General features: G+C 64.2%; 17 protein-coding genes and 1 tRNA gene. 10 read left to right on the plus strand and 8 right to left on the minus strand.

Features of this window, described 5'->3' with window-relative positions; all coding sequences use genetic code 11:
• Nucleotides 1-237 precede the first annotated feature (237 nt).
• Nucleotides 238-537: a hypothetical protein gene (locus tag K2Y42_RS15235; protein ID WP_291154124.1), complete on the plus strand. Its 300-nt coding sequence runs from the start codon at nucleotides 238-240 to the stop codon at nucleotides 535-537.
• Nucleotides 538-721: 184 nt separating this feature from the next.
• On the opposite strand, the gene K2Y42_RS15240 is transcribed toward K2Y42_RS15235, so the two are convergent.
• Nucleotides 722-3172 carry a heavy metal translocating P-type ATPase gene (locus tag K2Y42_RS15240; protein WP_291154125.1) on the minus strand — a complete coding sequence of 817 codons (2451 nt, stop codon included), beginning with the start codon at nucleotides 3170-3172 and terminating at the stop codon, nucleotides 722-724.
• A 98-nt stretch (nucleotides 3173-3270) separates the two neighbouring features.
• On the opposite strand from K2Y42_RS15240, the gene K2Y42_RS15245 reads away from it, so the two are divergent.
• Both K2Y42_RS15245 and K2Y42_RS15250 read left to right on the plus strand, forming a co-directional pair.
• On the plus strand, nucleotides 3271-3549 hold the full coding sequence (locus K2Y42_RS15245) for a metal-sensitive transcriptional regulator (RefSeq protein WP_291154126.1): 279 nt from the start codon (nucleotides 3271-3273) through the stop codon (nucleotides 3547-3549).
• Nucleotides 3550-3573: 24 nt separating this feature from the next.
• On the plus strand, nucleotides 3574-4053 hold the full coding sequence (locus K2Y42_RS15250; RefSeq protein ID WP_291154128.1) for a DUF411 domain-containing protein: 480 nt from the start codon (nucleotides 3574-3576) through the stop codon (nucleotides 4051-4053).
• A 9-nt stretch (nucleotides 4054-4062) separates the two neighbouring features.
• Here K2Y42_RS15250 and K2Y42_RS15255 read toward each other — a convergent pair whose 3' ends face one another.
• Both K2Y42_RS15255 and K2Y42_RS15260 read right to left on the minus strand, forming a co-directional pair.
• Nucleotides 4063-4920 carry a transporter gene (locus tag K2Y42_RS15255; protein ID WP_291154130.1) on the minus strand — a complete coding sequence of 286 codons (858 nt, stop codon included), beginning with the start codon at nucleotides 4918-4920 and terminating at the stop codon, nucleotides 4063-4065.
• A 140-nt stretch (nucleotides 4921-5060) separates the two neighbouring features.
• Complete coding sequence (locus tag K2Y42_RS15260; protein WP_291154131.1) at nucleotides 5061-5573, minus strand: CreA family protein; 513 nt, start codon at nucleotides 5571-5573, stop codon at nucleotides 5061-5063.
• Between the two features lie 365 nt (nucleotides 5574-5938).
• Between K2Y42_RS15260 and K2Y42_RS15265 the strand changes: the two genes are divergently transcribed.
• Nucleotides 5939-8149, plus strand: a complete 2211-nt coding sequence (locus K2Y42_RS15265) for a TonB-dependent siderophore receptor (protein WP_291154133.1) — start codon at nucleotides 5939-5941, stop codon at nucleotides 8147-8149.
• A 24-nt stretch (nucleotides 8150-8173) separates the two neighbouring features.
• Here K2Y42_RS15265 and K2Y42_RS15270 read toward each other — a convergent pair.
• Nucleotides 8174-8249, minus strand: a tRNA-Ala gene (locus K2Y42_RS15270).
• Between the two features lie 283 nt (nucleotides 8250-8532).
• On the opposite strand from K2Y42_RS15270, the gene K2Y42_RS15275 reads away from it, so the two are divergent.
• The 4 genes from K2Y42_RS15275 (at nucleotide 8533) to K2Y42_RS15290 (ending at nucleotide 10666) form a co-directional block, all read left to right on the plus strand.
• Complete coding sequence (locus tag K2Y42_RS15275; RefSeq protein ID WP_291154134.1) at nucleotides 8533-8844, plus strand: YggT family protein; 312 nt, start codon at nucleotides 8533-8535, stop codon at nucleotides 8842-8844.
• A 77-nt stretch (nucleotides 8845-8921) separates the two neighbouring features.
• Nucleotides 8922-9200: a DUF167 family protein gene (locus K2Y42_RS15280; protein WP_291154135.1), complete on the plus strand. Its 279-nt coding sequence runs from the start codon at nucleotides 8922-8924 to the stop codon at nucleotides 9198-9200.
• A 40-nt stretch (nucleotides 9201-9240) separates the two neighbouring features.
• Nucleotides 9241-10116, plus strand: coding sequence for a bifunctional methylenetetrahydrofolate dehydrogenase/methenyltetrahydrofolate cyclohydrolase FolD (gene folD / locus K2Y42_RS15285; RefSeq protein WP_291154137.1), 876 nt, complete (start codon nucleotides 9241-9243; stop codon nucleotides 10114-10116).
• A 205-nt stretch (nucleotides 10117-10321) separates the two neighbouring features.
• Nucleotides 10322-10666 carry a hypothetical protein gene (locus tag K2Y42_RS15290; RefSeq protein ID WP_291154139.1) on the plus strand — a complete coding sequence of 115 codons (345 nt, stop codon included), beginning with the start codon at nucleotides 10322-10324 and terminating at the stop codon, nucleotides 10664-10666.
• A gap of 83 nt (nucleotides 10667-10749) precedes the next feature.
• Here the strand turns inward: K2Y42_RS15290 and K2Y42_RS15295 are convergent, their stop codons facing one another.
• The gene (locus tag K2Y42_RS15295) at nucleotides 10750-12276 is read right to left on the minus strand and encodes a YifB family Mg chelatase-like AAA ATPase (protein ID WP_291154141.1); all 1527 of its coding nucleotides are present in this window, start codon (nucleotides 12274-12276) and stop codon (nucleotides 10750-10752) included.
• A gap of 137 nt (nucleotides 12277-12413) precedes the next feature.
• Here K2Y42_RS15295 and K2Y42_RS15300 point away from each other — a divergent pair, with 137 nt between their 5' ends.
• Nucleotides 12414-12857: a VOC family protein gene (locus K2Y42_RS15300; RefSeq protein WP_291154143.1), complete on the plus strand. Its 444-nt coding sequence runs from the start codon at nucleotides 12414-12416 to the stop codon at nucleotides 12855-12857.
• A gap of 22 nt (nucleotides 12858-12879) precedes the next feature.
• Here K2Y42_RS15300 and K2Y42_RS15305 read toward each other — a convergent pair whose 3' ends face one another.
• A complete protein-coding gene (locus tag K2Y42_RS15305) occupies nucleotides 12880-13086 on the minus strand; it encodes a hypothetical protein (RefSeq protein ID WP_291154144.1) in 207 nt (68 codons plus the stop codon).
• Nucleotides 13087-13775: 689 nt separating this feature from the next.
• Between K2Y42_RS15305 and K2Y42_RS15310 the strand changes: the two genes are divergently transcribed.
• Nucleotides 13776-16508, plus strand: coding sequence for an autotransporter outer membrane beta-barrel domain-containing protein (locus K2Y42_RS15310; protein WP_291154145.1), 2733 nt, complete (start codon nucleotides 13776-13778; stop codon nucleotides 16506-16508).
• A gap of 92 nt (nucleotides 16509-16600) precedes the next feature.
• Here the strand turns inward: K2Y42_RS15310 and K2Y42_RS15315 are convergent, their stop codons facing one another.
• Nucleotides 16601-18097 (minus strand): PepSY-associated TM helix domain-containing protein, encoded by a 1497-nt coding sequence (locus tag K2Y42_RS15315; RefSeq protein ID WP_291154146.1) that lies wholly within the window; start codon nucleotides 18095-18097, stop codon nucleotides 16601-16603.
• Nucleotides 18097-18681: a hypothetical protein gene (locus K2Y42_RS15320; RefSeq protein ID WP_291154148.1), complete on the minus strand. Its 585-nt coding sequence runs from the start codon at nucleotides 18679-18681 to the stop codon at nucleotides 18097-18099. The genes K2Y42_RS15315 and K2Y42_RS15320 overlap by 1 nt, the downstream gene beginning before the upstream one ends.
• Between the last annotated feature and the right edge of the window lie 14 nt (nucleotides 18682-18695).

Here is an 18695-nt window from a genome sequence, read left to right on the forward strand (position 1 = left end):
GGAAACCTCCGTGGCTCGCGCTTGCCGCCTCCCCGCTCCCGGCCATTGCGCCGGTTCATCGCGGTCAATTGTGCAACTTCTCCAGCCGAGGTTTGCCTGATCTGACCTTGTTAAAAATCGCTCTCCCCCGGCTCAATCGTGGGGCGGAGGCGGGCTCGGTATCGCGTGTCGTGGCGGCCCCTGCCGATGCGTCAACGCCCTCAACGGGCAGATCAAAATACAAAGGGAGTCGAAACTATGAGGAAGGTCTTGATTGCGGCTGTGGCTGCTCTCATTCCGGCGTCCGCCGCGCTCGCCGACTGGGCGGGAAGCTTCGCCGAGATCGATACGGACGGAAACGGCCGGATCAGCCGCAAGGAGTGGGACGCCAACCAGAGCAAGTTGAAGCTCGACCCGGCACCGACTTTTACCGCGATGGACGTCGACGTGAACAATGGCGTCGATGAAGAAGAGTGGGCCAAGGCGGAGAAGATGGCGAAAGCCTTCCCCGTGTCCTGCAAGGCTTCCGGCGAATCCTGGTGCCCGAAGGGGTACTAAGACTTCGGTGTAACGTCCGTTCGAAGCCCGGTGGCTTGCTCTGCCGGGTTTCGGGCGACGGAGCATCGTGGCGGACCGGCGGTTCCCTTCGTGCGGTCGCGAGGACGAGGTGTCACGAGTGGGGCGTCACGAGCGGCGAGCTTCATGACACCTGCGATACCTCAAGACACGTCCGAAGGGGTCGCTAGCCTAGGTTCGCGTTGCGCAGTCCCAGATCCGCGTTGCGCAGTCTAAGAGCGTTGGCCACCACGCTGACCGACGAGAGCGACATCGCGGCCGCCGCAATCATCGGCGACAGCAGAATACCGAAGACCGGATAAAGCACGCCCGCTGCGATCGGAACGCCTGCCGCATTGTAGGCAAAGGCGAAGACAAGGTTCTGGCGGATGTTGGCCATGGTCGCAGCCGACAATGTGCGCGCCCGCGCGATGCCGGTGAGATCTCCCTTCAGCAACGTCACGCCGGCGCTTTCCATGGCGACGTCCGTTCCCGTGCCCATGGCGATGCCGACATCGGCCGCTGCCAGCGCGGGCGCGTCGTTGATTCCGTCTCCGGCCATGGCCATGACGCGCCCCTCACGTTTCAAGCGGGCGACGATGGCGCTCTTGTCCTCGGGAAGCACCTCGGCCTCGACGTGCTCGATGCCGAGCGATTTTGCGACGGCGAGCGCGGTGGTGCGCTGATCGCCGGTCAACATGACGATGCGCAGGCCGGCTTCCTTCAACGCTGCAATGGCGGCGGGCGTAGTGGCCTTGACCGGATCGGCGATGGCGATGATGCCGGCCGCCTTGCCGTCGATTGCAACGAAAATTGCCGTGGCGCCGTCGCGGCGGAGCGTGTCGGCCCGATCGTCGAGGGATGACGTGTCGATGCCGGCTGCCCGCGTCATGTGGCTGTTGCCGATGACGAGGCGGCGGCCCTCGACTGTGCCGAGCACGCCTTTGCCGACGGGCTGCTCGAACTGCGTGGGCTCGACGAGGGAGATTCCGCGTTCGCGGGCTGCCGCGACGATGGCTGCGGCGAGCGGGTGCTCGCTTAAGCGTTCGAGGCTCGCGGCGAGGCGGAGCAGGTCGGTTTCGGAGAGGGCGGCTCCGGTTTCGATGGCGACGACGCGGGGCTTGCCCTCGGTCAGCGTGCCGGTCTTGTCGACGAGGAGCGTGTCGACTTTCTCCATGCGTTCGAGCGCTTCGGCGTTCTTGATCAGGATGCCGGAGCGCGCGCCGCGTCCGACGCCGACCATGATCGACATCGGCGTGGCGAGCCCCAGGGCGCAGGGGCAGGCGATGATGAGCACGGCGACGGCGGCGATGAGCGCGTGCGCAAAGCGTGGCTCCGGGCCCCAGATCCACCACGCGGTGAAGGCCAAGGCGGCGACGGCGAGGACCGCGGGCACGAACCACGCGGCGACGCGATCGACGAGGCGCTGGATCGGGGCGCGGCTGCGCTGCGCTTCCGAAACCATCTGGACGATGCGCGCGAGCACGGTGTCGCGGCCGACCTTCCCGGCGCGCATGACGAAGGCGCCGGACTGGTTGGTCGTGCCGCCGATGACGGTATCGCCCACGCCTTTGGTGACGGGCATGGATTCGCCGGTGACGAGGGATTCGTCGAGCGCGCTGCGGCCTTCCAGGATCTCGCCGTCGACGGGCACATGCTCGCCCGGGCGCACGCGCAGGCGATCGCCCAGGACGATGCTTTCGAGCGCGACGTCCTCGTCCGTGCCGTTCGCCGCGATGCGGCGTGCGATCTTGGGAGAGAGATCGAGGAGCGCGCGGATCGCGCCGCTGGTGCGTTCGCGGGCGCGCAGCTCCAGCACCTGGCCGACGAGGACCAGGGCGGTGATGACGGCCGCGGCTTCGAAGTAGACGGCAACCGAGCCCGCCTCGTCGCGCATTGCTGCCGGGAACAGGCCCGGCGCGAGCGTGCCGACGACGCTGTAGATCCAGGCGACGCCGGTGCCGATTGCGATCAGCGTGAACATGTTGAGGTTGCGCGATTTGACGGAGGCCCAGCCGCGTTCGAAGAACGGCCAGCCGGCCCAGAGCACGACGGGCGTCGCGAGCGCAAGCTGAATGAGGTTCGAGGTCTGGCGGTCGAGCGCGTGGTGGCCCCAGATGTGGCTTCCCATCTCGAGTGCAAAGACGGGGAGGGTGAGGGCGAGTGCGATCCAGAGCCGGCGCGTCATGTCGGCGAGCTCGGGATTGGGCGCGTCGCTCGCGGTTATGACCTCAGGTTCGAGCGCCATGCCGCAGATGGGGCAGGCGCCCGGGCCGATCTGGCGGATCTCGGGGTGCATCGGGCAGGTGTAGACGGCGCCCGGATCGGCGGGCGGTTCGGCGTCTTCGGGGGTGAGGTAGCGGGCGGGATCGGCTGCGAATTTCTCGCGGCAGCGCGCGGCGCAGAAATAGTAGGTCGTGCCGTCGTGGACGTGGCTGTGCTTGGCGGTCGCGGGATCGACGGTCATGCCGCAGACCGGGTCTTTCGCGGTGTGATGCGGGACGCTCGCGGCGTTCGCGCCGTGCTGGCAGCAGGATCCATGGGCGTTTCCGTGGGCGTGTCCATGAGCGCTTTGCGGGGCGGCCGCCGCTCCGTGGGCTGCCTTGCCCGGCCCGTGCGTCTCGTGATGGTCCGCCATGACAGATGCTCCTTCCGTGCTGCAGAGGCGCGCGCGTCCTCATATACCCTATGGGGGTATGTCTTGACATCTATACCCCCTGTGGGTATGAGTCAAGCATGACAAAGGCGACCAAGACGACAGACCGGCTGAAACGCCTCTCGCGCATCGAGGGGCAGGTGCGTGGCCTTGCCCGGATGGTCGAAGAAGACAGGTACTGCATCGATATCGTGACGCAAATCGCGGCCGTGCGAGCGGCGTTGCGGCGCGTGGAAGAGGATGTGCTGCGCGATCACATCTCGCATTGCGTCGCGCATGCGATGCAGAGCGGCGATGCGGCCGAGCAGAAGCAAAAGATTGCCGAGCTGATGGATGTGCTGGCGCGCAGCGCGCGCTAGCTTCAGGTGTTAGGAGACAACCGCATGACGCAGCTCTTGAAGACGATCGATCGCCGCCATGTTCTTTGGCTGGTTGCATCCGGCGTGGCGCTATCGGCAACGGGGGCGGGCGCGGAAATGCTTCCCAGCGTGCTCGTGTTCCGCAATCCCACCTGCGGGTGCTGCCACAAGTGGGTTGAGCATCTGACCGCGAACGGCTTCGACGTCACGGTGCGCGATGCGCCGAACCTCAAGCCCATCAAGGAACAGCTCGGCGTGCCGGCCGACCTCGCGTCGTGCCACACGGCGCAGATCGGCTCTTACGTCGTCGAAGGGCACGTTCCATCTGCCGCCATTAAAAAGCTGCTGGCGGAAAAGCCTGAAGGCCGCGGACTTGCCGTGCCCGGCATGCCCACCGGTTCGCCCGGCATGGAGGGCGATGCGCCGGAAATCTATGACGTGTTTCTGTTCGGCGCGGGTGCGCCGCGCAGCTTCGGGCGCTACCGGGAAGACAAGCCGGTCTAGGGCCGCCGTCTAGTATCGCTGCGAAAGCCCGACGAAGACGTTCAAGTCGTCGGCGGCGTCCGTGACGCCGACGTTGGCGCCGGCATCGAGCTGCAGATTGTCTGTCACGGCGAAGGTGACGCCGCTATCGATCGTGACGACGGTCTCCGCCCCGCTTGCGGCGCTGCGCTCGACGTACGCCTCGACGTAGAGGCCGATGCGCTGGGTGAGCTCGAAGCTCATGGTGGCCGAGTTCACGTACGTCGGATCGTAGTCACCGGTATCGTTTTTCAGGATGTCGATCTCGGTCATGACGCCGAGGCCCATGCCGTGCCCGAGGTCGATTGCCAGCGGCAGGATCAGGCCGCCCTCGACGTCGTCGTTGAGGCTTGCCAGCGAGTTCGTGGGGATTTTCACGAACGGCATGATCCCGAACGCGGTGCGGCCGCCATCGTTGCCCCAGAAGTTGTGCTTCAGGCGAACGGTGATGTCGCCGAAGCCGCGCTCGGTGTCCGACGCGCCGTTGCCGGATGTGCGCGTGGAGCTGAATGCGCCGTAGACGATCTGCAAATCGGTGTCGCTTGTCAGGCCGACTTTGGCGTTGAAGGGCAGCACGTCGATGGTGCTGGACGTGAATCCGGCTTCCTTGTCGCGCGTGTAGGCGACGAGATCGGTCTCGATCTGGAAGCGTCCGGCATCGACGGTGTAGGGGCTTTCCGTCTTGTCGGGGCGGTCCGTCGACATGTCGCGCAGGCGGCTGTCTGGCGTGGGATTGAAGATCGAGTAGGCGCGCTTGTCGGTCGCGGACGCGTCGTCTGCAAACGCGTTGCCCGCAGACATTGGGACAGCCGGCGCGACGATCACCGCGAAGGCCGACGCAAAACTCATGTTCCTCGCTTGTCGCATCTCTCTCGCCAATCGCATCGTGTCGTGGCCCAACCTGCAAATCATTTGCAAGTAGGATACGCACACGTTCGCGGCGGGCGCAAGTCAATTAGGAATCATTTGCAATAAGAATTCGTCTCGGGCTAGCCCGTGATCCACTCGGAGCACTTTGCGGGGGCCGTCGTCTCGCCCCATGGGCTGATCGGAACGCTCGACGTGGAGTTCTCCGGGCTGCCCTCGATGATCTTGTCGGTATAGATCAGGTAGACCAACACGTTGCGCTTGGCGTCGCAGCCGCGCACGATCTGCATGCGCTTGAAAATCAGCGAGCGGCGCTGGCTGAAGGCTTCGTCGCCCTGGCGCGTCTTGCGCTTGAACGTGATGGGTCCGACCTGGCGGCAGGAGAGTGACGCGTTGCTCAGCTCCTCGGCGAGGCCGAGCCAGCCGACCCAGCCGCCTTTCTCGGGGACGGTGAAATAGCAGGTCACGCCCTCCACGTCCGGGTCGTCGATGGCGTAGGTGCCGAGCTTGTGGTCGGGCGAGAGAAACTTCCAGACGGTTGTTTTCTTGAAGATCAGATCCGGGTCCTCGGCCGCCGCGGCGGTGGCGAGGCAACTGCCCAGCACGGCCCCGGCGATCAGTGACTTGACTGTCATTTGCGCCCCCCTTGTTTTGGCGTCGCGAGTAACGCCACGCGCCGCGCGTTGTTCCGCGCCCCTTTAGCAAGCAAGCGTGAAGTTCGTCTGTTCAGTTGCACCCGGTTCGTTTCGACGATCGGAACCGGTGCCGGCACAGATCAGATGCGTGATGCGGCTTCGCAACAGTGCTTCCGCCTACAAAGTTGACGTTTGAAGTCGAAATACGTACGGTATTCAACATCCGTATTCGATAGCCAGCCCGGCCGTTCGGCGCATCAAGGGCAAGCCAACAGCCAGTTTTTCGAGCCGGGGGGCCGATGAGATTCCGCACTTTGAAGGGCACCTCGCTGGTGCTCTCCGCCACGCTTGCGTTGTGTCCAACAATGGCATTGGCCCAAGCGCCGGATGCGGCTGCTTCCCAGTCCAAGCCTGATGGCACAACGGAACTCCCTGCGCTCGACGTTACGGCGACGGCTACCAAAAAGCCAAAAGCGCAAAAGAAGGCGAAGGTTCAGCCGACAAACACCGCGCCCGCCGCAGCGCAGGGCGACACGTCAGCGACGAAGGGCGCCGATGGCAGCAGCACCAAACCCGGCGCGGTCGACGGGTATGTCGCGAAGGAAGGTACGGTCGGCACCAAGACGAACACGCCTCTGCAAGAGGTGCCGCAGTCTATTTCGACCGTTACACGCCAGCAGATCGAGAATCGCGCTCCGCTGAGTCTTGGCGATTCACTTGCCTATGTGCCTGGTGTGCGCATCAATCAGTCGGGCTTCGACCCGCGCTTCGACAGCTTTTACATTCGTGGCTTCGACGCCACCAATACCGGGCTCTATCGCGACGGGCTGCGTCAGCTCAACAGCGGCTTCGGCCAGTTCAAGACGGAGATGTACGGGCTCGACAGCGTGACGGCGCTACGTGGACCGTCAGGTGCTCTTTACGGCTCGAGCAATGCTGGTGGCATCATCGACATGTACACCAAGCGGCCGACGGAGACGCCGTTCCGCGAGGTCGAAGCCGTGATCGGCAATCACGATCGCTTCCAGGGCAATTTCGACTTCTCGGGTCCGGCCGCGTTCAACGACAGCGTGCTTTATCGCTTTACCGGCGTCGTGCGGGAAAGCGACACGCAGTATCCGGGCATCCCCGACGACCGGGTCTATCTGGCGCCCGCGTTCACGTTCAAAATCGACCCCGATACCAAGCTCACGGTCTTCGGCGAGTATATGGATCTCAGTATCGGGTCCAACACCGCCTGGTTCATGGACCGCAGCGATCCTGATCATCCTCGCCGCACGAACATCTGGTCCGGCGATCCCGGGTTCGAATTCTATGACCAGACGCAAGAACGCGTCGGATATGAGTTCGAGCGTCGCGTCGCGAACGGCGTCACGATACGGCAGAAGGCGCGATATGAGCACCTGAGCGAGGAGTCTGCGTATGTCGATCTCTACGAGGAGATCGCGCCCGACGTTTTCTCGCGCACGGCAGGTTCCGTGGCGAGCTCCTTCCACGCGCTCAACATGGACAATCAGGTCGAGGCCAAGTTCACCACGGGCGCGGTGAGACACACCGTTCTGGCGGGCGTCGATATCGGCTACATCACCTACAAGGAAGGCTACGGCTCATCGGACGAACTGGAAACGCCGCCGCTGACCAATTTCAACTACGGTCAGGTGCACATTCCGGTGCCGCCGACCACCTCCGTTACGGCGCAGGATCAGCTTCAGGTCGGCGCCTATCTCCAGGATCAGGTCAAACTCGACAGATGGGTTCTTACGCTCGGCGGCCGTCATGACTGGGTGACCACGGATACCGAGGAGACCGGAGAGCCGTCCGAATCCGGTAACGACGATGCGTGGTCCGGCCGTGCCGGCCTCACCTACCTCTTCGATTCCGGGCTCGCGCCTTACATCGCGTGGGGAACCTCGTTCATTCCCAACGCGGGCCGGGATGTGGATACCGGCAAGGTTTTCTCACCCACCACCGCTGAATCGGCCGAGGTCGGCTTCAAGTATCTCGTGCCGGGATACAACGCCACGCTCAACGCCGCGCTGTTCGACATCCAGCAGGACGGCGGCGTCGTTGGCGCACCGAGCGGGGTCGGCAGCATTCAGCGCGGCAAGCTGCGCTCGCGCGGCTTCGAAATCGAGGGCGTCACGTCTCTCACGAATGGGCTGAGCCTCCAGGCGTCTTACACTTATGTCGACATGAAGATCGTCGACGGCTTCGACGAGGATGGCAACCCCGCAGCAGGAAACACGCTGACCAGCACCCCGCACCACATGTTCTCGATCTGGGGCGATTACACGATCAGCGAGGGCGCGTTGCGCGGGCTCGGTTTCGGTTCGGGCGTGCGCTACACGGGCACCAGTTTCGGAAACGACCGCAATACGTTCGAGAATGGCGCGCGCGGTATCGTTGATGCGGCCATGCATTACGATCTCGCCGGTCTTTCGCCGCAGTTTGAAGGCGCGCGCCTCCAGGTCAATATCAGCAACGTTTTCGACAAGCTGGTCGATACGTGCTCGAACGACTACTGCTATCAGGATCAGGGCCGGACCATTCTGGGCAGCATCCGGTATCGGTGGTGAGGTAAGTCAACGGGCGGCGAAAAGTGGTGGAGCCGATCGGGATCGAACCGACTACCTCCGCAGTGCGATTGCGGCGCTCTCCCAGATGAGCTACGGCCCCGAAAGCAACGGGATCATGGCCGCCGGCGCTTAAGACGCGCGCTAAAATTTCGCGCGCCGGGCGACGGGGCAAGATCCTTCGCATTTACCTTCCGGCTTCCCACAATGTCAAGGAAACGGCGCGGGACCGGCGGCCTGAGAGAGGCTTTCGCGGCCGTGCTTTTTCGTGTGATTGAGGGCTGGCCAGGCCCGGTTCTGTGGGCCGCGTCGCGCGTTGGCTTGCCGCTGGCGGTTTGAGCCGCTACACGTCCCTTGAGAGTGCTGGAAGAGGCTGGGAAACGCAGATGGCTAACCTGATCATTTATCTCCTCACGTTCCTGAACTATCTCATCCAGCTTTATGTCTACGTCATTATCGCCTCGGTCATTCTGAGCTGGCTGATGGCATTCGGCGTGGTCAATCCGTACAACAATTTCGTGCGGGCCCTCGCGCAAGCGTTTGCAGCGGTGACCGAACCCGTGATGCGCCCCATCCGCAATAGCCTGCCTGATTTCGGCGGTATCGACTTTTCGCCGCTGATCGTTCTGTTGGGCTGCATGTTCATTCAGGGGCTCATCGGCAACGTGCTGATCCCCGCTGTTGCGTCGTCAATGTGACGAACCCCGGCGGGCCCGCAGCCCCGGCTCGCGCCCCCTCACCGCTGCCTTGGCGGTCCGGTGCGGGGTGCGTCATCGTGCGCGTGCGGATCACGCCAAAATCGTCCAAAGATACAATTGACGGCATCGAGACGACCGCCGAGGGGCCCGCCCTCAAGGTGCGCGTGCGTGCCGTGCCCGCAGATGGTGAGGCAAACCAAGCGCTTTTGACGCTTCTGGCCGGTTGGCTGGGCGTGGCCAAAAGCGGCTTGCGATTGGCGCACGGGGGCAAGTCGCGGGTTAAGTCGGTCGAAATCGCCGGCAACCCAGATGAGATCGAGACGCGGCTGGCCGAACGGCTGGCCCGTTTTTCTTAGGTCAAAAAGACGCGCGCAACAAAAGCAGGAGGGGATCCCCATGGCAGCGCAGGTTATCGACGGCAAGGCAATCGCAGCCGAGGTTCGCAAGCAGGTGGCGGCGGACGTCAAGGCGATCCAGGCAAGCCATGACATCACTCCCGGCCTCGCGGTCGTGCTCGTCGGCGAAGATCCGGCAAGCCAGGTCTACGTGCGCAACAAGGCGGCCCAGACCGTCGAGTGCGGCATGCAGTCGTTCGAATACAAGCTGCCGGCCGATACGTCCGAGCACGACATCCTGGCCCTCGTCGCGCGCCTCAACGGCAACAAGAACGTCAACGGCATTCTCGTGCAGCTCCCGCTGCCGAAGCATGTCAACGCCGAGAAGGTGCTGAACTCGATCGACCCCGACAAGGACGTCGACGGTTTCCATCCCACCAACGTCGGCCGTCTCTGGATCGGTGAGCGCGCGCTCGTGCCGTGCACGCCGACCGGCTCGGCGATCCTGGCCAAGAAGATCATCCCCGACCTCAAGGGCGTGAACGCCGTCGTCATCGGCCGTTCGAACATCGTCGGCAAGCCGATGGCTGCGCTGCTGCTGCGCGAGAGCTGCACGGTTACGGTTGCGCATTCGAAGACCAAGGATCTGCCGTCGGTCTGCCGCGGCGCGGATCTGCTCGTTGCCGCTGTCGGCATCCCGGAGATGGTGAAGCGCGACTGGATCAAGCCGGGCGCCGTGGTCATCGACGTCGGCATCAATCGCATCACGACGCCTGAGGGCAAGACCAAGCTGGTCGGTGACGTGGCTTATGCGGAGTGCGCCGAGGTTGCGGGCGCGATCACGCCGGTTCCCGGCGGCGTCGGCCCCATGACCATCGCCTGCCTGCTGCAGAACACGATCACGGCGACGAAGATCCAGTTCGACATCAAGGATTAGGCTTCATCTCGATTTCGTCGAGTGCGGTCAAGGGAGCGTCGCAAGACGCTCCCTTTCTATTTTTGCGATCCGCGAGTGAAAAGCTGGCATCGATATGAAGTTTAATTTGTTCGCGCTTCCGCGGTCCGTCCGTACGTTTCTCGCGCAACCTGCTTCTTCTCCGCGACGTCGCGACCCGGCGCCGCCCCTGCAACATGGAGCCATTATGAAGACGACACGCCTTGCCATCGCGCTTGGTTCTCTTGCTTTGAGCCTCGGTCTTGCCAGCACGGCTTCTACGGCACTTCCGACGGCAAACGCCGAGCGCGGCTCGAGCCTCGTTTCTGACATCACGCTCAAGCGCGATGCGAATGCGAAGAAGGGCCATGAAAAGCACGCCAAGGCCGAGGAGCCCAAGCGGAAGAAGGTGCTTAAGAAGCACGCTCACACGCACAAGCACGGCCACAAGGCCAAGGCCGCACATGCGTCAGCGAAGAAGCATGTGAAGAAGGTTGCGAAAAAGAGCCCGTCGCATAAGCACGCGAAGAAAAAGGATCCCAAGAAAGTCTAGGATCGTTCGAAGCCGCGTCAGCTCCTTCAACACCATCGCCACGGAAAATCGCCTCAGGCTCGCCAGCCTGAGGCGATATATTTTCAGGCTACCCTTTCCTGCCGCAACGTCTCGCCGCGATAGGAGAGCGCTTCCGCGACGTGGATGCGGGAGACGGTGTCGGCATCGTCGAGGTCGGCGAGGGTGCGAGCGACGCGGAGCACACGATGAAAGCCGCGTGCTGAGAGCTTCAAGGTGTCGGCGGCCTGGCGCAGCAAAGCGAGTCCGGCGTCGTCGGGCGTGGCAAACTGTTCGAGAAGCTGGCCGTTCAACTCCGCATTCGTGCGCAGGGCGCCGGCCGCATTGGATGCGAAGCGACGGCGCTGGCGTGTGCGCGCCGCCGTCACGCGGGCGCGCACTTCGGTGCTGCCTTCCTGCGGGGCGGGAAGAACGAGATCGGCCGCGGAGACGGCGGGCACTTCGATCTGCAGATCGATGCGGTCGAGCAGCGGGCCTGAAATGCGCGCCTGGTAGTCGGCGGCGCAGCGCGGCCCGCGCTTGCAGGATTGCCCCGGTCCGCCGCCGCAGCGGCAGGGGTTCATGGCGGCGATCAATTGCATGCGCGCCGGATAGGAAATGCGGTGGTTGGCGCGGGCGATGATCAGCTCGCCCGTTTCGAGCGGCTGGCGCAGCGCATCGAGCACGCCGGGCTGGAACTCGGGCAGTTCGTCGAGAAACAGGATGCCGAGGTGGGCGAGGCTGGCTTCGCCGGGGCGCGGACGAGACCCGCCGCCGACGAGGGCTGCCATGCTCGCCGAGTGATGCGGGGCGCGGAACGGGCGCTGGGTGCAGAGCTTGCCGCCCATCAACTCGCCGGCGAGGCTGTGCACCATCGAGACTTCGAGCATCTCTTCCGGTGTCAGCGGCGGCAGGATCGAAGGCAGGCGCGCGGCCAGCATGGATTTGCCGGAGCCGGGCGGCCCGATCATGAGCAGGTTATGGCCGCCTGCGGCCGCGACCTCGAGTGCGCGCTTGGCGCTCTCCTGGCCGCGCACGTCGCGCAGATCCGGCAGCGGCGTTTCCTCGCGGGCGCGCGCGGGTTTCGGGCGGGAGAGGGTTTGCAGACCCTTGAAGTGATTGACCAGCGACAGGAGATGGGGCGCGGCCAGGATGTCGGCATCTTCGCCGGCCCAGGCGGCTTCGGGACCGCAGGATTCCGGGCATATCAGGCCCTTGTCCATTGCATTCGCGCCGATGGCGGCGGGCAATGCGCCCGGCACGGGGCGGATCGAGCCGTCGAGCGCCAGCTCACCGATGGCCGCATAGCGTGTGATCGCTTCGGGTGCGATTGCCTCCATCGCCACCATGAGCGCGAGCACGACCGGCAGATCGAAGTGGCTGCCTTCCTTCGGTAAATCGGCGGGCGCGAGATTGACTGTTATGTGCTTGTAGGGAAGGCCGAGGCCCACGGCGTGGAGCGCATTGCGGACGCGCTCGCGGCTTTCGGCGACGGCCTTATCGGGCAGGCCCACGATCGCGAAGGCTTGCGCGCCGGGCGTCACCCGCACCTGCACATCGACGGGGCGCGCCTCGACGCCGACAAACGCCACCGTCGCGATGGTTCCGTACATCGCACGCCCCTTCCCCAAACTGATCCGTGTTGGGAACGCAGGGGGTGAAGGTGATCCGTCGGTGGGTGCGTGCCGGTCATGAAATTGGCGAGGTCGCGGAGCATTCCGTTGTCCCGTAGGATCTTCAGGAGGCCAGCATGGCAGACGAGCGGCCCAAGAGCGGGCTGATTTCTTGTCTGGGATACAGCGATGCGGACGCGGCGGTTGCGTGGTTGTGCCGGGCGTTCGGCTTTCGGGAGCATGCGGTCTACCGCGACGAGGCGGGGAATGTCGTGCATGCCGAGCTGGTGCTCGGTAACGGCATGATCATGCTCGGGCCCGATCAGGGCGGCGAATTCGGCAAGCAGGTCATGACGCTGCCTGCGCGTGCGGGTGGGCGCTGCACACAGACGATCTATGCGATCGTCGAGGATGTGGACGCCCATTGCGCGCGTGCGACGGCGGAAGGTGCTGAGGTCGTCATCGCGCCGCGCGGTGAAAGCTATGGCGGACGCAGCTATTCGGTGCGCGATCCGGAAGGGCACGCCTGGAGCTTCGGGACTTATGATCCCTGGGCTACTTCGTCGAAGACGGGAGCGTGACCCTACCGGGCTGCGCGAAGTGTCAGATCTTGGCGACGGTTCCGGCGGGGCGGCACGACCAGCGCTTCACGTTCCATTTCGGATGCTGCTCGCTCCACTTCGCGACTTCGGGCTGCGCGCGCATGAGGCACTGCATCGGTGTCAGGGCCTCGTTGTCGTAGACGAGACCGACGTCCTTGCACTTGGTGGGATCGGCGGCGAGGCAGACGACTAAGGCCAGTTCAATCATGGTCGGGACCCTGGGATGAGCGTTGCGCCGCCCTCGCCAAACGTCTCCTGGCCCTGTTTCTCTTTGTTTTTTTGGGATCTGGCGCGCGTTGCCCGTGCGCGATCCGTCGTTGCGCATTCCGTCGTTGCGCGTTCCGTCGTGAAGTCACCCTACGTGGGGGCGAGAGACGCGGATAACAACAAGAGCTGATTTGCTAATTCGTCGCGGCTTGCGCGTCTCACGCGCAGTTGAATCGCTTTGCGTCAACATTCGACCTGCCAACTCATTTGTTCCGCGGCTGGCAAAATGGCCCCCATTATGTAACTCTGTTGCCACATCCCTCCGCGTACCAACGCAGTCCTACGGAGGTAGGGAACTCGTCCCGTATTCAAAAGCAAAAGACGCCTTCAGTTTGGGCAAACAACATTGGCTCGATCTGGGCATTTGCCATGGATCATTCGGCCAAAGAGAAAGTCGGGTTTTGCCTGAGTTCAGATTGCCGTCATGCCGGCTGGGACTCGAGCAGGGGGAGCGTCACATGTATTGCGTTTCGGGCACTGTGCTCGTTGTCAGGCTGCCAGCCTCGTTCGGCCGCGGCCTTCGGCCGCCGTGGTCGTAGCGCTCGGCGCTTCTCAGCTAACTAGCTAGAAGCACTAAAGAAAACCAAAAAACAAAAACTGAAACACCAACATCTGGGGATGGGGGACGATATGACTCGCTCAAAATTCTGGGCTCGCCGGCTCACGACCGCTACGGCGACGTTGTCACTGGCCGTGGCGCTGAGCCTCACGGTTTCGCATGACGCGATGGCCGCGTGCACATTCAGTCCGGGACCGGGCGCGACCGCCGGAAACGACACCGTGTCATGCTCCGACGCCAACGGCACGGCGCTTAATCTTCTCGCGGGTAACGACAAGCTCACCGTCAACGACGGAGCGACTTTGACGGGTGGCACGGCGACCGGTGGGGCCGGCAACGACCTCATCGTCATCAATGGCGGCGTCGTGAATGTGAACTTCAATCCTGGAACCGGCGCCGGGTCGCTCGGCGATACGGACCGGATTTTCGTGTTCGGCGGCACGTTCAACGACATCGAGGCCCAGGGCGGCTCCGGCCAGAACAACTTCACCTTCCTGATGGGCGGAACCATCGAGGGCGGCGGCATCGAAATCAACCGAGGGTCGGTGAACCATACCCTGGTGTTCGACGGTGCAACGACCAACGGCGCGGAAGTTTTCGAATTCCAGAACGGCAACGCAGGCGTCAACAACGCGACGCGCGATCCGACGTTCTATTTCCGGTCCGGCACCATCACCGCCGAGGAGATGGAATTCGGAGCGAACGATTTCGACGGGGTGTCGCGCACCAACACCACAGTCATCTTCGATCCGATCCATGCCATGAATGCGGAAGATCGCGAGACCTTCCAGGATCTCGTCAACGGCTCGAGCGCGAACGACGCGGCGCTGAGCACCGCAAACCTGAACGCAGCGATCACGGGCGCTCCGGTCAATACGGACGGGCGCAGGATGGTGCTGAATGTTCCGGAGGTCGAATTCGGCAACGGCAACGATACCCTCATCTTCGAGGGTGCCGTGAACACCGGGGAAGAGGACGACCGGAACCTCGAGCTCAACGGCGAGGAAGATGAGCCCGGCGAATTCGAGATCACGGAATTCAACGGCGGCGGTGGCGAGAACAACCTCATCGTGAGGGGAGAAAGCCGTCTCGCGCTGGGCGAGGTCGAGAACTTCCAGAATCTGTCGGTTATCAATGGCTCTGTGCTGACACTCGGCGAGAGCGAGTACGAATTCGAAGAGTCGGTCACGGTCGATGGTACGTCCGTGCTGCACCTTTCCGGATCGGACGTGGAATTCGAGACCGAGCACTTCGAGCTGCAGGCGGGAGCGGGCCTGGAGGCACTCGCAGGCTTGCCGTCCTACTATAACGCCTTCGCAACGGGCGGCGTGCTGCGCATCGGCGCTCTGCCGGGTGCGACCGGCGGCGGCGACGATGACGACGACGATTTCGTGGCGCTCGATGATGACGACGACGATGATGACGGCCCGACCGGCGAACCCGTGAACGTGACGTTCAACGTCGGCGGCAATACGTTCGTCAACAACGGCACGATCACCATGCTGAATGGCGTCGTCGGCGACAACCTCACGGTCGTCGGTCCCTACACGTCGACCGGCGGCAACCTCGCTGTCGATACGGAGCTGGGCGGTGCTGGTTCGCCAACGGATCTGCTCTCGATCCAAGGCACGGTTGCGGGTGTGACCACGATCTACGTCAACAACGTGGGCGGCACTGGTGCCGCAACTGGACCGGGCGGGATCGTGATCGCTGCGAGCGATAGCGGCGCCTTTGCTGCGGATTCATTCCGCTTGGCCGTGAATGCGCTGAGCGGGAAGGAGGAAGTCGTGGCGGGTGCCTACTCCTACCGGCTGTCCGTCACCGACGACGATGCGCGGCTGCAGTCCGGTCTTCTCGATCAGGTGCCGGCCTATGCGACGGCACCGTCCGTCGGCCAGCGTCTCGTGGCGGGTGGTCTCGATACGCTCTACAAGCGCCTGGGCGAAATCCGTGGCGGCCGCAACGATGGCGCCACGAACGGGGATGGCCTCGTCTGGGTGCGCGGTCACTACTCGGACATGGATGTCGACGCCAAGCAGGGCTTCGACTTCTCGCAGCGGACCAGCGGCGTGCTGTTCGGTCTCGGCGGCACGATCGCAACCGAAGGCAACACGCGTCTCGCAGTCGGCGCGTTCGGCGGCTACAGCACGGCGGATGCTGGCGTCGATGCCGTCATCTTCGGCGCGAACTCGGGCTCGTCGGTGGATGCGGAGAGCTGGTCGTTCGGCGGCTACGCGACGTATTATGAGCATGGACGCGCCGGGACGGGCCTCTATGCCGATGCCGTCGTCAAGGCCGACTTCATCGACTTCGACATGACGGCGAGCAACCGCGCATCGCGCGGGTCGTCTGACGGCGATGCCTTCACGGGCTCGGCCGAGGTTGGCTACGGCATCCCGCTCGGCGGCGGCATCGTGGTGCAGCCGCAGGCGCAGGTCGCCTACACCGATCTCACGGTCAACGCCTTCAACGATGCGAACTACGGGCTGGCTGTCTCGTATGGTGCGAGCGAGAGCCTCGTGGGACGGCTCGGCCTGCAGATCCAGGCCAACTGGGCCCAGCCGGGCGGCGGATATGTGTCGCCTTACGCCATCGTCAACGTCTACGAGGATTTCGAAGGCGGCAGTGTGACTGACGTCAACGGAGCGAAGATCGCGAGCGACATCGGCGGCACCTGGTACTCGCTGGGCGGCGGCGTCAATGCCCAGCTCGCCAACAATGTCAGTCTCTACGGGTCCGGCGAGTATCACTTCGGTGATCTCGAAGGCTGGCAGGGAACCGGTGGCGTCAAGTTGAACTGGTGAGTTAAACCCCGTCCTCACTCGTACACTTGCCTGTCACGTTAGGCCGTCCGCGAAAGCGGGCGGCCTTCTCTTTTTGGGCTCGAGCTCGAAGGTCAGACCGTGGGGCGGTGGCGTGCGGAGGCCAGAACGATCAAGCCGCACGCCGCCATCGCTGCGGTGGCCCAGAAGAACATGGGATCCGTCGCGCGGCTGGCCCATAGGGTGCCGTGTAGCGCGACCGCCGCCAGGATTGCGATGCCGGAGAGCGCGCGCAGGAGCTGCGTCAGGCGGGAGGCGTCGCCGGCAAACGGCGCTGCGATGAGGCATGCGACAGTCGTGCCGGCATACGCGGCAAGCGCGAATGCTTCGCCGCCCGAGAAGATGGCAATGGCAGCCGCGGCGATGGCGAGCGGTTGGCCCCAGGTCACCGCGGCCCAGATCGTTTCCCAGAAGGGCGTGGGCCGTCCCGCGTCGCGGCGGCGCGCAAGCCAGATGGCGACGCCGCTGTGGGTGACGAAGGTGAGGGCGAGGCCGAGCACGGCATAGACGACCTTGACGGCGAAGCCGCCGAACCATCCGAAATGCAAGGGTTGGAGGGCGCCGAGAATTTGCTGTCCGATGGTGCCGCTTTCCAGGCCGCCGTCGCCGAGGCGTTTGCCGGAGCCGTCGAAGTAGTAGCTGTTCGAGTTGGCGAGATGGCCCGGCGTGCGCATGCCGAGGTGGACGATCTGGCCGATCTTGGCAATGTGCCCAAAGTTGGCGCTGGCGAATTCGGCGTCCTGCTTCTCGGCCTGAATGGCGCGGATCATGGCGGCGATGTCGGGCACGGGCGCGGCCGTCTCATCTTCCGTGGGATGCGGTCCGAGGATGGTTGCGAACGCCTTCTCGGAATCGCCGTCGTAGGCGGCAAGCGCGAGCACGCCGACGATCAGCGTCGAAAGGCCAAGAAGTGCGCCGGTCGTCGAGACGACGACATGAAACGGCAGGCCCCAGACGCCGAGCCGATTGTGCAGATCGGCTTCCTGCAGGCGGCGCGAGCCGCCCCATCTCAGCGAAAATGCATCCTTGAAGAGGCGTGGATGCGACAGCAGCCCCGAGACGAGTGAGGAGAGCAGCGCGACTCCCGTCAGGCCGACGAGAAACAGGCCGAAGGTGCGCGGGAGGTGCAAGTGCATATGGAGGTCGCCGACGAACTCGGACCAGGGCGCCGTGTTCTCGACGATCAGCTCGCCCTTGTCGTTGGCGATCCAGTTGCCTTCGACCCCGGTGTCGTGATCATGAAAATTGACGAGCACGCGGCTTTGCACGGGGCTGGGGCCCATGATGAAGAGATCGTGCGCGGCATTGGCGGCGCGCGCTTTGCGATAGCCTTGCTCGACGGCGTTTGCGGCCGCTTCCGTCGTTAGCGGGGCTGACGCCACGGGCGCGTCGGGCTGCTCCCAACGCTGCAGCTCGTGCAGGAACACGCAGAGCGTGCCGGTGAGGCAGACGATGTAGATCAGGGCGGCGAAAGCAATGCCGAGCGCTGAATGGCCGGCCAGCATGGCGCGCACGAAGTCCGGCGCCAGGAACGGCTTCTTACGCGCCTTCTGGGGCGTGTGGTCCTGCATTACGAAAGCACCTTCGGGAGAAACGCCACGGCGAAGCCTGCTGCCGAAACCGTGAGCAGAATGATCGTTGCGCGCAGGAGGCGCGGATCGCACAGCGTCCAGGCCATGCCGCCACCCCACAGAATAGGCACGAGCAGCCCGCCGATGACAGCGCGGTCCTGCGGGGGCATGGGGAAGTTGACCGCGACGGCCACGCCGAGGCCGATTGCGGCGATGCCGGCCAGCACAATGGCGAGCAGGCTCTTGGCGACGCCACGACGCCAATTGGAGGGGCGCTCCTCAGGATCATAAGGCGCTTCGCGCGGCGCGCGGGCCTTGCTCGTGCGCCGCTCGTAGGTCGCGGCGATGACCGCATAGGCCGCGAGGGAGAGCGCGCCGAGCGCGTAGGTCGTGCCCAGCTCCGCGCCCCAGGCTTGCGCCAGAACAACGGCGCCGGCGAGGACGGTGATCCAGCCCGCGATCAGCAGGGCGGAGCTGCTGCGCTGCCGGGTCAGCCAGCGCTTGCGCAACATGACGACGCCGGCGGTCGTAATTAGACCGCCGGCGAGTGTGACGAGAAGGTGGTAGTGGGTCGAGAAACTCAATGCGCGGTTGTCCC

The organism is Hyphomicrobium sp., from assembly GCF_019744875.1.
In the GTDB taxonomy this organism is placed as follows: Bacteria; Pseudomonadota; Alphaproteobacteria; order Rhizobiales; family Hyphomicrobiaceae; genus Hyphomicrobium_C.

Excerpts from the sequence above, each read along its gene's own strand:
- K2Y42_RS15295 (WP_291154141.1), bottom strand. The coding sequence starts at position 12,276 with ATGTACGGAACCATCGCGACGGTGGCGTTTGTCGGCGTCGAGGCGCGC.
- K2Y42_RS15255 (WP_291154130.1), bottom strand. The coding sequence starts at position 4,920 with ATGAGTTTTGCGTCGGCCTTCGCGGTGATCGTCGCGCCGGCTGTCCCA.
- K2Y42_RS15300 (WP_291154143.1), top strand. The coding sequence starts at position 12,414 with ATGGCAGACGAGCGGCCCAAGAGCGGGCTGATTTCTTGTCTGGGATAC.
- K2Y42_RS15290 (WP_291154139.1), top strand. The coding sequence starts at position 10,322 with ATGAAGACGACACGCCTTGCCATCGCGCTTGGTTCTCTTGCTTTGAGC.
- K2Y42_RS15265 (WP_291154133.1), top strand. The coding sequence starts at position 5,939 with ATGGCATTGGCCCAAGCGCCGGATGCGGCTGCTTCCCAGTCCAAGCCT.
- K2Y42_RS15250 (WP_291154128.1), top strand. The coding sequence starts at position 3,574 with ATGACGCAGCTCTTGAAGACGATCGATCGCCGCCATGTTCTTTGGCTG.
- K2Y42_RS15235 (WP_291154124.1), top strand. The coding sequence starts at position 238 with ATGAGGAAGGTCTTGATTGCGGCTGTGGCTGCTCTCATTCCGGCGTCC.
- K2Y42_RS15240 (WP_291154125.1), bottom strand. The coding sequence starts at position 3,172 with ATGGCGGACCATCACGAGACGCACGGGCCGGGCAAGGCAGCCCACGGA.
- K2Y42_RS15310 (WP_291154145.1), top strand. The coding sequence starts at position 13,776 with ATGACTCGCTCAAAATTCTGGGCTCGCCGGCTCACGACCGCTACGGCG.
- K2Y42_RS15275 (WP_291154134.1), top strand. The coding sequence starts at position 8,533 with ATGGCTAACCTGATCATTTATCTCCTCACGTTCCTGAACTATCTCATC.
- K2Y42_RS15260 (WP_291154131.1), bottom strand. The coding sequence starts at position 5,573 with ATGACAGTCAAGTCACTGATCGCCGGGGCCGTGCTGGGCAGTTGCCTC.
- K2Y42_RS15305 (WP_291154144.1), bottom strand. The coding sequence starts at position 13,086 with ATGATTGAACTGGCCTTAGTCGTCTGCCTCGCCGCCGATCCCACCAAG.
- folD (WP_291154137.1), top strand. The coding sequence starts at position 9,241 with ATGGCAGCGCAGGTTATCGACGGCAAGGCAATCGCAGCCGAGGTTCGC.
- K2Y42_RS15245 (WP_291154126.1), top strand. The coding sequence starts at position 3,271 with ATGACAAAGGCGACCAAGACGACAGACCGGCTGAAACGCCTCTCGCGC.
- K2Y42_RS15315 (WP_291154146.1), bottom strand. The coding sequence starts at position 18,097 with ATGCAGGACCACACGCCCCAGAAGGCGCGTAAGAAGCCGTTCCTGGCG.